This window comes from Gemella sp. oral taxon 928, assembly GCF_001553915.1.
Taxonomy (GTDB): domain Bacteria; phylum Bacillota; class Bacilli; order Staphylococcales; family Gemellaceae; genus Gemella; species Gemella massiliensis.
Genome location: NZ_CP014233.1, coordinates 1,047,674 through 1,060,747 on the forward strand (window position 1 = coordinate 1,047,674; position 13,074 = coordinate 1,060,747).

14 protein-coding genes are annotated in these 13,074 nt (G+C 28.7%); all 14 read right to left on the reverse strand.

Features of this window, described 5'->3' with window-relative positions; translation table 11 throughout:
• Positions 1-105: 105 nt before the first annotated feature.
• The 14 genes from AXE85_RS04730 to AXE85_RS04795 all read right to left on the reverse strand — a co-directional run bounded on the left by AXE85_RS04730 (position 106) and on the right by AXE85_RS04795 (position 13,069).
• Positions 106-1,281 carry a MalY/PatB family protein gene (locus tag AXE85_RS04730; RefSeq protein WP_062173485.1) on the reverse strand — a complete coding sequence of 392 codons (1,176 nt, stop codon included), beginning with the start codon at positions 1,279-1,281 and terminating at the stop codon, positions 106-108.
• 88 nt (positions 1,282-1,369) lie between these two features.
• Positions 1,370-2,362: a DNA polymerase III subunit delta gene (gene holA / locus AXE85_RS04735; protein WP_062173487.1), complete on the reverse strand. Its 993-nt coding sequence runs from the start codon at positions 2,360-2,362 to the stop codon at positions 1,370-1,372.
• Positions 2,362-4,191, reverse strand: coding sequence for a ComEC/Rec2 family competence protein (locus tag AXE85_RS04740; protein WP_231723751.1), 1,830 nt, complete (start codon positions 4,189-4,191; stop codon positions 2,362-2,364). The genes holA and AXE85_RS04740 overlap by 1 nt, the downstream gene beginning before the upstream one ends.
• Before the next feature lie 101 nt (positions 4,192-4,292).
• Entirely contained in the window at positions 4,293-4,757 is a 465-nt protein-coding gene (locus AXE85_RS04745; RefSeq protein WP_062173497.1) for a ComE operon protein 2, read from the reverse strand.
• A gap of 5 nt (positions 4,758-4,762) precedes the next feature.
• Positions 4,763-5,392, reverse strand: a complete 630-nt coding sequence (locus AXE85_RS04750; RefSeq protein WP_062173500.1) for a helix-hairpin-helix domain-containing protein — start codon at positions 5,390-5,392, stop codon at positions 4,763-4,765.
• Positions 5,393-5,413: 21 nt separating this feature from the next.
• Positions 5,414-6,154, reverse strand: coding sequence for a copper homeostasis protein CutC (locus AXE85_RS04755; RefSeq protein ID WP_062173502.1), 741 nt, complete (start codon positions 6,152-6,154; stop codon positions 5,414-5,416).
• Positions 6,155-6,313: 159 nt separating this feature from the next.
• A complete protein-coding gene (ptsP, locus tag AXE85_RS04760; RefSeq protein WP_062173504.1) occupies positions 6,314-8,026 on the reverse strand; it encodes a phosphoenolpyruvate--protein phosphotransferase in 1,713 nt (570 codons plus the stop codon).
• A 1-nt stretch (position 8,027) separates the two neighbouring features.
• Positions 8,028-8,291, reverse strand: coding sequence for a phosphocarrier protein HPr (locus AXE85_RS04765; RefSeq protein ID WP_062173506.1), 264 nt, complete (start codon positions 8,289-8,291; stop codon positions 8,028-8,030).
• Positions 8,292-8,629: 338 nt separating this feature from the next.
• On the reverse strand, positions 8,630-9,394 hold the full coding sequence (locus AXE85_RS04770) for an epoxyqueuosine reductase QueH (protein WP_062173507.1): 765 nt from the start codon (positions 9,392-9,394) through the stop codon (positions 8,630-8,632).
• Between the two features lie 56 nt (positions 9,395-9,450).
• Entirely contained in the window at positions 9,451-10,182 is a 732-nt protein-coding gene (locus AXE85_RS04775; RefSeq protein ID WP_062173509.1) for a DUF3307 domain-containing protein, read from the reverse strand.
• 5 nt (positions 10,183-10,187) lie between these two features.
• The gene (locus AXE85_RS04780) at positions 10,188-10,847 is read right to left on the reverse strand and encodes a SatD family protein (RefSeq protein ID WP_062173511.1); all 660 of its coding nucleotides are present in this window, start codon (positions 10,845-10,847) and stop codon (positions 10,188-10,190) included.
• Between the two features lie 106 nt (positions 10,848-10,953).
• Positions 10,954-11,952, reverse strand: coding sequence for a Holliday junction branch migration DNA helicase RuvB (gene ruvB / locus AXE85_RS04785; RefSeq protein ID WP_062173513.1), 999 nt, complete (start codon positions 11,950-11,952; stop codon positions 10,954-10,956).
• Between the two features lie 9 nt (positions 11,953-11,961).
• Positions 11,962-12,537, reverse strand: coding sequence for a Holliday junction branch migration protein RuvA (gene ruvA / locus AXE85_RS04790; protein ID WP_062173515.1), 576 nt, complete (start codon positions 12,535-12,537; stop codon positions 11,962-11,964).
• Positions 12,538-12,616: 79 nt separating this feature from the next.
• A complete protein-coding gene (locus AXE85_RS04795) occupies positions 12,617-13,069 on the reverse strand; it encodes a hypothetical protein (protein ID WP_062173517.1) in 453 nt (150 codons plus the stop codon).
• Between the last annotated feature and the right edge of the window lie 5 nt (positions 13,070-13,074).

The following is a 13,074-nucleotide window of genomic DNA, read 5'->3' on the forward strand; positions in this document are numbered from 1 at the left end:
ACCATACTTTAAATTATTGTTCTATTATCAAATAGTAAAATACTCTTAAACAAATAAAACGAATTGACAATATCAAATTCGCTCTATTTCATAATGTATTCTCACTTATGCTCTTTCTATTATTCGACTTATAGCTTCTTTTATATTTTCCGGTGTCGTTGCTAAATTTATTCTAATATATTCTTTATAGTTTTTCCCAAACCATTCTCCATAATCTATTGCAAGGCTACATTCATCTTGAATAAATTCCTTTATTGTTCTACCGTTTAATATACTTTTTAAATTGACAAACGCTAAATAGGTTCCTTCCAACGGATAAACTGTTACAGTCGGTAAATACTTTTTAAATTCATTGTACAACATTTTATAATTATACTCAATTACTTCTTTAAGGTTTTCCAACCACTCTTTTCCCTCGCGATAGGCTGATTCTAATGCTATTTGCCCTAAATAACTCGATTCTACAGCTAAATATTTTTTACCGAAATCATCAAATCTTTTTCGTAAAGTTTCATCAGCAATTATTATGGAAGAATGGCATAATGAAGCTAAATTAAAGCTTTTTGAACCGGAATTTGCAACAATTAATCTATCGATGTATTTCCCATTTTCAAGCGATAGTGTTGCTATTTGTTTATGTGGTTTATAAACAAAATCTTGATGAATTTCATCTGATAATACAAGAACGTTATATTTTTCACAAATTTCAAATACTCTCATTTGCTCTTCTAATGTCCAAACTCTTCCAATCGGATTATGTGGAGAACAATGAATATATAATTTAACATTGTTTTCTTTTATGACTTTCTCAAAAGTTTCAAAATCTATTTTAAATTTTCCGTTTTTTTCTAGTAAATTTGCTTCTACTAGTTTTCTCTTACTATTTTTTATCATTAAAGAAAAAGGATAATAAACAGGCGGCATAATAACAACACTATCATCTTCTTTCGTATAAGCGTGTAATATCCACAATATAGCTTGAACTATACCGGGAGCAAATCTTATCCATTCTTTTTCTATCGTGTAGTTATGACGCTCTTTATGCCATTTTATATATTCGGTATAATAACTTTCACTTAATTTTGTATAACCAAATACACCATGCTCTACCCTATTTTTCAGGGTTTTTCTTACACACTCCGGTGTTTTAAACTCCATATCGGCTACCCATAACGCTAATAAATTTGAGTTACCAAATTTTTCTTCTAAGGCATCCCATTTCAATGAATCGGTATTTCGACGTTCTACACTATACTTTTTAACAAATTTTTCTATATCCATAAGTTTTATCTCCTTATTTGCATACTTTTATATTGTTTTTTCTGTCATTTAAACTAACCTAAAAGCTGAAAATATTAGTAAAATTTACTTAATTAGTGCTTATTTTAAATTCTTCTATTAGTTTATTAATAAATAAATCTAAAATTAAATACTTATCTATATAAGATGTTTTCAACATTTTATCATATTCTGCCGCAAGAACTAATGTTTTCATTATTTTCTCAATATCATAATGGACCACACCTTGTACCGCCAATTGAACTCTATAAGGATGAAGACCTAAATTTTTCGCTATTTCTTTTTGAGAATATTGTTCATTTAAAAGTGTTTTTACTTTATAATAAATTCTCAACTGACCGGCTATTAACAAAAGTAAAAATGTGGAATCTTCCTTATTTAATACTAAAGCCGAATATACTTCTCTTAATTTATCATAATTTTTATTAAAAAGCTCATTAGTCAAAGCAAAAACATCATATTCCAAACTTCTGGTAGACAGTAACTCTATATCTTCTTTTTTTATACTACCTTTAGATTCACAGTATAGTATCAACTTTTCAAGTTCACGCTTAATATTTGAAAAATCAAATCTAGTATAATTTACTAAAAATTGTGCATTTTCCTTAGTAATTTTTATGTTATAATTTTTAACTTCTTTAACAATAAAATCTACAAGCTCTCTCTCATTAAAATTAGAAAATTCCTTTAACTCCCCTTGTGTCTTCAAGATTTTTACAATTTTTTTCCTATTATCAATTTTTTCAGAAGATTTTAATATTAAAACAACATCATCATTGATATTCTCTAAATATTTTTCTAAAACATCAATATTATGTTCTATTTTTATTTTTTTAGGTCTTGATAATAAAAAATTACAATTTTCGGCAATAACAACTTTTTCATTACCAAACAAACCGCTACTCCTACATTCATAAATTAATGACTCAATCGTATTTTCATTCATATTTATTTTTATATAATTAAATTCATCTAATATTTTTAAATAATTTTTCGCTATTTTTTTTTCATAGTCATTTACAGCTTCTTTATTTTCTCCATAGATTACATATATATTTTTCATTATTTATCCTCTAGTTTAATCTCAAACTTATTACTGTTTTTATTTATTATTATTTTATCTGCTTCATAATAAATATCCACTTCACCTAGTTTTATTCCTCTATATTTTTCTAATTTTTCGATTTTTATATTTTTAAATTTAGCCAGTTTTACCAATTCTTTTGTTTTTTCGTCCTGATTATCTAAAATTATAATATTTTTCACTAAATTATGACCTGCTATTTCATTTGCATAACCGCTAATATTGGTATTAGAACTCGTTATTAATAAATAATCAAAATTTCTCTTTGATTCATGATTTAACAGTAAATGATACTCGTCCATTATATCATATTCACTATCTTTTTTTCTAAAATCTGTATAAAAATTTTTAATATTATTTGAAGTATTTATTAACAAAGTTTTATTTTTTTCTCTTAAATAATAAACTTCTTTTCCTGCGATAATTAATTTTTCAAATTTGTATTCATAATTAAAAAAATTAAGGCTGCCTATTATAAAAGTCAAAATTATTAAATTAATGATAACTAACTTATTGTTACGTTTATTTAGATTAGCTAAAATAAATAATACTAATAAAAATAAAGTTATTAATGTTATAATTTTTTGTTTGCCTATTACTATGGGTTTAAAAATACCAAATAATTCTTGAATTTTATCATAAACATTGAATATAATGTTTAATATAGGTTTAAACAACATTTTAAAAAGAGATAAATTTATTAAAGAAACAGTGTAACTTATCAATACTATTGGAAAAATTATTAAACTAAATATTGGGACTAAAATAATATTACTTATTAGCGAAATATAAGAAAACGTATAAAAATTAGCTGCTAATATTGGAAAACTTGCCATACTTGAAATTAAGCTGATTTTAAAAGCTTTTTGTAGCGGATTTTTAGAACTTTTTATATAATCTCCGGACATCAAAAGACTAAAAGCAATAAAAAATGAAAGTTCAAACCCTATATCAAATACATAAAGAGGTTTTAGTGCTAATAAAATTATACATGTTATACATAAAGACTCAACTTTACTTTTATCATTTTTTCTCAATAAAATAAAAATTAAAATCGTTCCACCGGCTCTTAAAATTGAAGGGCTTAGCCCACTAATAAAAATATAAAACGGTAAAACAAGAAAAATTATTTTTTCTATAATTTCAACACTTACCCTCATCTTACCCAGCACGTAATAAATTAATCCTACTAATACCCCAAGATGAAGTCCTGATATTGCAAGAAGGTGACTCGTCCCCAAATTTTTATAACTTATAACATCATCTTTTTGCATGTAACTCTTATCTCCAAATATTAGTGCTTGGAAGTATCCGCTTTTGTCAAAAGTAATATCTTTATCTATTTTTTTAATAAGTTTTATTCTAATTTCTTTTAATTTTGATAAAATATTTTCACTATCTTCAATTTTTTCTATATTTTTTAGAGTTATTTGTTTGAAAATTCCTTTATTTTTATTATAATTTTTATAATCAAATGAATAAAAATTATTTCGATCTTTCAAATCTTCTATACTTCCTATTGCATAAATTCTTCCGATAGTAAAATTTTCTTTAAAAAAATCTTTCTCCGTTTTGGTTTTCAAAGTATAATTAAACAATACTTTTTCATTATCTATAGTAGCAATTCCCTTTAAATAATTACCATTAATAGCTACCATATCATCTACATTTAGCATAATTTCTTGAGAATTTGAATTATTAAGATGAGTAATATTTGTTTTTTGAATATGCACACCACGCACAAAGAACACTAAGAAGACTATCAAACAACAGATAGTTTTCCTAGCGTTTAAATTTTTATTTTTCATAAGTATTATCAGAAAAATAGCCGTTAGCATTAAAGCGATTTGTATATTATAGTTTAATAATATACCTATTAACGCTAGTAAAACTAATTGTAAATAAAACATTATTCTTTATTTAATAACCTTTCTACTACCGCTTGAACGTCATAATCCACCTTACGAACTATAACACCTGATTTTTCTAATAATTCTTTTGCATATTCATTATTTCTATAATCATTTGCATAACAAATTTCTTTAATACCAGCTTGAATAATTGATTTTGTACAGTTTAAACATGGAAAATGTGTCACATAAATAGTTGCGCCTTCTGTTCCAACGCCAAATTTAGAACATTGAAGGATCGCATTAATTTCCGCATGAATGGTTCTCACACAATGACCTTCTACTACTTTACAACCAACATCAATACAATGTTCATCCCCTTTTATAGATCCATTATATCCGCCGGATACTATTCTTTTATCTTTTACTATTGTTGCACCAACCGCTAATCTACTACAAGTAGAACGAAGTGATAAGAGATGGCTTTGTGCCATAAAATATTCATCCCAACTAATTCTTTCCATAACTTTTATACCTCTATATTTTCTTTTATTTTTTCGTAGGTTGCTTTCCCTATACCTTTTACTTTTGTTATTTCTTCTTTATTTTTAAATTCTCCATTTTTTTCACGATAAGAAATTATCGCTTCCGCTTTTGTTTTTCCTACTCCGGAAATTTTCATGAGTTGATCTTTATCGGCTGTATTGATATTAATTATTTCTTTATTTTCATTTTGAAAATTATCTGTTGAATTATCCTTATTTTTCGATTTTTCACCTTTTTTGAGTATATTAATAACCATTTGATCTTTTAGTTTTTGACTAAGATTAATATTTGAAGTATCTGCACCCTCTAATAATCCGCCGGCTTCATCAATAATATCTTTTATTCTTTTTTCATTTGTTGTTTCGTACACTCCCGGTTTTTTAACAGCACCTTTTACATCAACAAAAATCTTTTTTGAAACTTCTGAAGTTTTTTCTTGTGATATTTCCTTAGCTTCTTTTGCAAAGTTTGTATCACTATAATCTTCAGTTTTGCTACCTCCCAAAAAGTAAACCGCTCCACAAACTAAAATAATACTGATTGTTAGAGCCCAAAGCATTGTTTTACTATTTTGTTTTAAAAAAACAATTATTTCATCTTTATCTACTTTCATAATATTCTCCCTAAAGACCCTTTATTGTTCTTGTAAAAGTTCTACTACCCTATTTAATACTTCCGGACTTGTTTCTTCATAATGACCTTCATTACTATAAATATAGGAAACTTTTTCTCCGGTTGTTGTAGGATCTATCCCCCAAGTTTTAAATGTTCCGTGAATTTGTGTTACACCCGTTTGTTCTACTATACTCTTTATGTTATTTGAATTAACACCGGCACCCGCTAAAATTTCTATATGACGACCATATTTTTCTTGAAGATAACGTAGCATACTAGCTCCTTGCTCCACTGTTTCTCCTAATCCGCTGGTTAAAATTCTGGTACAACCTAACCCTACCAGTCTTTGAATATTGTGTTCCGGATTTTTTGCAACATCATATGCACGATGAAAAACGCTCTCCGCTCCAAACGAATCACATAGCTCTATCATTTTTTCAGTTGCTTGCCAATCTATCCTTCTATCTTCTGTTAAAAATCCAAACGCAATACCGCTGGCACCGTGTTTTAATAATTCTCTCGCTTCTCTAAACATTTGTTCTTTCTCTAATTCTGTATAACAAAATCCTCCCCCACGGGGTCTTACCATACATATTATAGGAATGGTAACTCCCCGCTCAAGTGCCATATCAAGCGTTGTTGTTGTCGGAGTTAATCCTCCTATATTTGTTGCACCAACGAGTTCAATTCTTCCTGCTCCCTCCGTCTGAGATATTAAACAATCACGAACACTATTTGCACAAACTTCCACTATAAACATATCCTTATAAATCTCCTTATTATTTTAAATTAATTATATCATAAACTTTGATATTTATGAGAAAAAATAAAAAAATTTATTTATTATATTTATTAATAATTAAAGTATATAAATTTAAAACTCACAGTTTAAACATAAACTATGAGTTTCTTAATCTTGCTATTTAGTATATTCTTCAACTAGAACTAATACTTCTTCTGTTGTTGAGCAATTAATTGCTTTATTAACTAATTCTTTCATTTTATCTAATGATAAGTTTTTAATTTGACTTCTTGCCTGAAGTATTGATGTTGCCGACATTGAAAATTCATCTAATTCCATACCTAAAAGCAGCGGAATTGCCAAACTATCGCCTGCCATTTCTCCACACATACCGGTCCATTTACCTTCCTTGTGAGATGCTTCAATAACATTTTTTACAAGGCGTAAAATAGCAGGATTGTAGGGTTGATATAAATAAGATACTTTTTCGCTCATACGATCTGCCGCCATTGTATATTGCACAAGATCGTTGGTTCCGATTGAAAAGAAGTCCACTTCTTTTGCAAAAACATCTGCAATAACAGCTGTTGATGGAATTTCAACCATGATACCTAATTCAATGTTATTACTTACTGCAACACCTTCTGCAACTAATTTTTCTTTTTCTTCTAAGAATAATGCTTTAGCCGAACGAAATTCCTGAATAGTTGCAATCATAGGAAACATTACACATAATTTCCCATAAACAGATGCACGTAATAACGCTCTTAATTGAGTTCTAAATAAATCCTTTTCTTCTAAGCACAATCTAATCGCTCTAAAACCTAGGAATGGATTCATTTCTTTAGGAAGATCCAAGTAAGGCAGTTCTTTATCTCCACCTATGTCAAGAGTACGCACAACAACCGATCTATCTCCCATTCCTTCTAAAACGGATTTGTACGCTTCAAACTGCTCTTCTTCTGTTGGCAGTTGATCACGTCCCATATATAAAAACTCTGTACGATATAAACCGACAGCCTCTCCTCCGTTATTATTTACACCATCTAAGTCGGCTGGAGTACCGATATTGGCAGCTAAAATAACTTCATGACCATCTTTTGTAACAGATTTTTCGGTCACCAACTTAGCCCACTCCGCTTTTTTAGCTTCAAATTTAGCATGTTTTTCTTTATATTCAGCCATGGTAACGTCATCCGGATTCACCAGTACCATACCATCCAATCCGTCAAGAATTAAAATATCGCCATTTTTTACTTCTTCAGTAATCGTACTAGTACCTACAACAGCCGGTATCTCTAATGAACGTGCCATAATAGCGGAGTGCGAAGTACGCCCGCCGATATTAGTTGCAAAACCTTTTACAAACTGTTTATTTAATTGTGCAGTATCCGACGGCGTCAAGTCTTCTGCAATAATAATCACTTCTTCATCAATAAGGCTTGGATTAGGCAAATCTTCTCCTAACAGATGCGCCAAAATACGTTTGGAAACATCACGAATATCCGCAGCACGTTCTTTCATATATTCATTATCCATAGCCTCAAACATGGAAACAAACATATCGCTTGTTTCTTTTAATGCATATTCCGCATTAATTACTTTTGACTCAATATCAGTTTTAACAGTTCCCATAAACTCAGGATCTTCTAAAATTAACAGGTGAGCCTCAAAGATAGCAGCTTTGTCCGCACCAAGATTTTCTAATGCTTTTTCCTTAATAATCGTTAATTCTTTTTTTGATACTTCAATTGCATTTTCAAAACGTTTAATTTCAGCATCTACATCTTGAATTTTAATTTCTTTTACTGTTAAATTAGGTTCTACTAATATATACGCTTTAGCAAAAGATATACCTTGAGAAGCTGCTATACCTTTTAGTTGTAACATCTTATGCTAATCCTTCTTTCTTCATTGTTTCTTCTATTACAGCTAATGCTTCTGTCTCATCAGATCCATCAGCATAAATTATTATATCGGCATCTTTACCGACACCAAGGCTCATAACACCCATGATTGATTTTAAGTTTACTTTACGTCCATTGTACTCCAACTCAATATTAGATTGGAATTTAGAAGCGGCTTGGACTAATAAAGTGGCCGGTCTGGCATGAATTCCTGTTTCATCAATTACTTTAAATTCTTTTTGTACCATAGTTATATTCTCCTTTGATTTAAAAAAATATTTACAGACACATAATACCACATGAAAACAATATTTACAAGTATTTTATATAAAGTTACAATTGCAATTTTTCTTTTAATATCCAGTAAAGATAACAGTTTCATTAGATTATTTTATACGTATGTAATATTTTATGAAAATAGAATGAAAATGAAATATTTATATAATTTTATTAAATAAATTATATATTAATTATATAATACTTATTAAAAACTTTTCCCAAATCTAATGAACAACTTCCTCCATCTGGTAATCAGTAAATTCTATTAGAATTTTTAGTTTTTAACTAAACCACATCTATTAAATCTTTATATTAACTTACCTCCCACTTTAATTAATGACTTAAAACGTTCGTAATCTTCATGATTTCTGTTAAATTCTTTTGCATTCTGATTAATTTCTCTCAAGTTAATACCTTGATCTGTTGCTGCAAAAACACATCCACAGTAGCATTGACGATATATATTGTAGTCATTACACATTTCTACAGAGCGTTTATATCCATTATTTTTTTTAAAATCTGATGGTAAATAATAAATAGAAACTTTTTCTTGAAGAATATAACCCGTTTCATTAATTACCTGTGCATTTTTCTTTGGACTGATAGTTAGTGCCGATGCGAAATAATCATAACCTAATTCTAATGCTTTTAATGCTGAAGTATCAAGACGCATTTCATAACAAATATGACATCTTTCTCCACCTTCTCTATCCTCTTCATGTCCTTTAACAGCTTTTATAAATTTACTCGGTGCATATTCATCAGCTAGAAATGTTATTTTAGTTTTATTACGTTTATTAAATTTTTCTACAAAATCTTTTTGAACCAACATTCGTTTAACATACTCTTCTTTAGGATGAATATTTGAATTAGAAAAGAAAATAGTTATATCACTAAATTCGGATAAATATTCAAGCACATATGTACTACATGGAGCACAACATGAATGAATAAGTATCTTAGGTCTAAAATTAATTTTTTTCCATTCTTCAATAAGTTTTTTTAGTATATTATCATAATTTATTTTTTGATTTTTATGCCGTGTGTTTATAAATTGTTTACTATCTATCATGTAAAACCTTTCTATAAATTCGTAAATTTATTACAATCTTGTTCAAGCAATTAATATTATAGCATAAATAAAACGATATGAGTAACCAAGACGCAAATTATACTAAATAGCGAACCGATTAAATAATATTCAGCAAATGATTGGTTTTCCGATATTTTATTATAACGTGCCACTGATTTTGCTGCAAATATTAATCCAATTGATGCATATTGACCTAATAATACACATATTCCGATAATATATCGTTCTAAGACGCCGATTATTGCTCCCGCCCCCGCAATAGTACCTGAATTATTTTCTACAACTTGATATTTAGAGAATAGTATTTTAAAAACAATATTAATAGGTTTTCCTAATATAGCAAAAAACAGTATAAGACGTAAAATATTGCCAACTGAATTTAATTTTTCATCATTAAAACCAACTAAATAATATAAACACACAATGCAACATATATGAAATATTTGATCAATTACAAATGCTATGCGTTCCAATTTATTTTTACTAATGTATGTGTTTAAACTATATTTCATGCTATCTATTATTATATGACTAAGCCATACCAGTAAAAAATACGTTATATTTATCGGGAAAATAATAACCAATAGTATAAGTGGTAATCCTACAATTATTAGATGCTTAAGTAAATATGTTAATTTAGTTGTTTTTAGCGATGATATTTTTTCGCTTTGAAACTGAAAATCCGATAATATATGTACTAATAATGTAATTAATACTATAGGGTTATATAATAACATATTTGATATACCTAAGAAAAAAATATTCATGTTTACTATTCCTCCCTCGTTTCATTAAGTAACATATTCATTGCAATATTTTTATTACGTAGATAAATTTTTATACCACTTGCTTTCAATCTTTTATTAAATGCACTTGGTGTTAGTTCCAATGATTTAGCTAAATTTTTATTTGAAAAATATTCACTGTAATTATTTTCAATAATTAGTTGTTTTAAGATTATTCGCTGTGTTTTTATCCACTTTGATTGAATAAAAGCACAAGCAGAAAGTATAGTGTTAATTACTTCTTCCGTAGCTTTGTTCTCTATGGAAACAGCTATTCTGTTCATTCCATAATCATTATTAGAATGTATAAAATTAATTGCTTTACGTGCTCGCCAATAAGCCGGTCCATCTGAACCTATACTTATGGTTCTGTCAATTTTGGTTAACATTGTTCCTACACCGATACCGAATCGTATTTCATACGGCATAAAAGCCAATGAAATCTCATCTATTATCTGAAATATATAAGTATTAGGTATAAATAAGGCTTGAAATTCATCACCTGCCGTTATTGTAAATGGAGAATATAATTGTTCTTTATATTTAATATTAATTTTATCTAATAAAGTATATAATTTTTTTTGAGCAGTATCCCTATCTATTATTTTCTTTGATGCTATAATATCTCCTATTATTGCTATATACAATTTAACCACCTCTTTTAAAATTATTATATCATATACTATAAAAAATTTCCATTTTAACGGACATTTTTAAAAATGTCTATTATAACGGAAATTTAATAATATAAAACTACTGTTTATATTCTATATTCAAATGTTTATACGCTTTAATTGTTGCACGACGTCCTCGTGGAGTTCTTTCTATAAATCCTTCTTTTACCAGATACGGTTCATAAACATCTTCTATTGTAATGCTTTCTTCTCCTATCGTCACGGCTATTGTTTCTAATCCAACCGCCCTCCCGTCGTAACGTTTTACTAAACACTCAAGGATTTTATAATCAACACTATCAAGCCCTTTTGCATCAACTTGAAGTAAATCAAGTGAATTTATTGCTAAGTCTTGTGTTATAGTTCCATCATTTTTTACCTGAGCAAAATCTCTAACTCGCTTAAGAAGTCTATTTGCTATACGTGGTGTTCCTCGTGATCGCATAGCAATCTCATAACCGCTTTGCTCATCAATTTGGCAATCGAAAATAGCTGCGGTTCTGTTTATTATGTGTTGTAAGTCATCAATATTGTAAAATTCTAAACGACAATGTACTCCAAAACGATCTCTTAACGGAGCAGTTAACGCTCCTGCACGTGTTGTAGCTCCAACCAAAGTAAATGGCGGCAAATCAATACGAATACTGCGTGATTCATCTCCTTTTCCAATTACAATATCTAAATAAAAATCTTCCATTGCAGAATAAAGTATTTCTTCTATTGAACGGCTAATACGATGTATTTCGTCAATAAATAATACATCACCGGGTTCTAAACTGGTAAGAATTGCTGCAAGATCTCCGGATTTTTCTATTGCCGGTCCGGAGGTATATTTTATATTTACGCCCATTTCATTAGCAATAATCGTTGCTAACGTTGTTTTCCCAAGCCCGGGAGGACCGTACAACAAACAATGATCCAATACTTCATCACGTAATTTTGCCGCTTCAATAAATATTTTTAAATTATCTTTTATTTGATTTTGTCCTATGTACTGGCTTAAAAATTTTGGACGCAAAGACTGTTCTTCTCTTTCTTCTCCGCTATTTTGTCCGGCAGAAACTATTCTTTCTTCCATATTATTCTCCTAAACACTCATTAATAATTTTAATCCTTGTTTTACATATTCGTCAACACCGTCGTATCCAAATGTAGAGAGTTTTTTTTCAATTTTTGTTAATTCTCGTTTACTGTATCCTAATGCTTCCAACGCTAGTAACGCATCTTTTAAATAAATATCTGTTGTTGATATTTTTGAATTTGCTACATTAAAATCTATTTTCCCTTGTAGATCCAAAATAATTTGTTGTGCTGATTTTTTGCCAACTCCCGGAAATTTCATTAAGTAAACGACATCTTGTTTTTCTATTGCTGAAATAATTTCATCACTTGTCGCACCGGCAAGAATAGCTAAAGCACTTTTCGGACCAACACCTTTTACTTTTAGTAATAACAAAAATACTTTTTTTTGTTCTTTACTTAAAAAACCGTACAATGTATTTGAATCTTCCCTTACCTGCTGATTAATGTAAACTGTCATTTCACTATTAAGTTTATATTCATAAGGATTGGCTACAATAATTTCATAACCAATACCATTATTTTCAATTATTATATTAGTAGGATTTATTTCCGCTATATTTCCTTTTATGTATGCGTACATTTTTTCACACTCCATCTTTAATTATTTTATTATAAATTTAAACTTAAAAAATCTCAAGTATTTAGGTAAAATGCATTTTTTAAAAAAATCTATACTCTATAATATAAATTTCTTTATTTTGTGTTACCCCTGCATCAAGACCTTTTGGATCTTGAACTGCTGCAAACGACCAATAAAGTCTTTCTGATAATTTTTCATGTCCAATCCCTAATTCTTCATGAGAATTATGTTCCTTAGAATGTAAGTAGAACCTTTCAGTACGTGAGGCTGCAAAATCATAAACTGCTGATGCTGCCCCTTTAATACTTATTTCACTTTCCGGAACAACCTCACTGAAAACACTCAGCCCAGAAATATTAACACCTATATTATTTGTATTTATAGAGTTTACTTTATCAACCAACTCTTGCCATTTATAGACCTTTGCTCTCTCATCTTTTCTTAATTCACTAATAAAAACTTGCATTACAAAATTTCTACCTATTTGTTTAGCGATTATTCTTAAATTTTCATCATTTGTCAATTCCTTCATAAACT

Bases quoted from the DNA above. Each gene is read 5' to 3' on its own strand.
- AXE85_RS04740 (WP_231723751.1), bottom strand. From the start codon at position 4,191: ATGAAAAATAAAAATTTAAACGCTAGGAAAACTATCTGTTGTTTGATA.
- AXE85_RS04755 (WP_062173502.1), bottom strand. From the start codon at position 6,154: ATGTTTATAGTGGAAGTTTGTGCAAATAGTGTTCGTGATTGTTTAATA.
- AXE85_RS04765 (WP_062173506.1), bottom strand. From the start codon at position 8,291: ATGGTACAAAAAGAATTTAAAGTAATTGATGAAACAGGAATTCATGCC.
- AXE85_RS04775 (WP_062173509.1), bottom strand. From the start codon at position 10,182: ATGAATATTTTTTTCTTAGGTATATCAAATATGTTATTATATAACCCT.
- ruvA (WP_062173515.1), bottom strand. From the start codon at position 12,537: ATGTACGCATACATAAAAGGAAATATAGCGGAAATAAATCCTACTAAT.
- AXE85_RS04730 (WP_062173485.1), bottom strand. From the start codon at position 1,281: ATGGATATAGAAAAATTTGTTAAAAAGTATAGTGTAGAACGTCGAAAT.
- AXE85_RS04795 (WP_062173517.1), bottom strand. From the start codon at position 13,069: ATGAAGGAATTGACAAATGATGAAAATTTAAGAATAATCGCTAAACAA.
- AXE85_RS04745 (WP_062173497.1), bottom strand. From the start codon at position 4,757: ATGGAAAGAATTAGTTGGGATGAATATTTTATGGCACAAAGCCATCTC.
- AXE85_RS04750 (WP_062173500.1), bottom strand. From the start codon at position 5,392: ATGAAAGTAGATAAAGATGAAATAATTGTTTTTTTAAAACAAAATAGT.
- ptsP (WP_062173504.1), bottom strand. From the start codon at position 8,026: ATGTTACAACTAAAAGGTATAGCAGCTTCTCAAGGTATATCTTTTGCT.
- holA (WP_062173487.1), bottom strand. From the start codon at position 2,362: ATGAAAAATATATATGTAATCTATGGAGAAAATAAAGAAGCTGTAAAT.
- ruvB (WP_062173513.1), bottom strand. From the start codon at position 11,952: ATGGAAGAAAGAATAGTTTCTGCCGGACAAAATAGCGGAGAAGAAAGA.
- AXE85_RS04770 (WP_062173507.1), bottom strand. From the start codon at position 9,394: ATGATAGATAGTAAACAATTTATAAACACACGGCATAAAAATCAAAAA.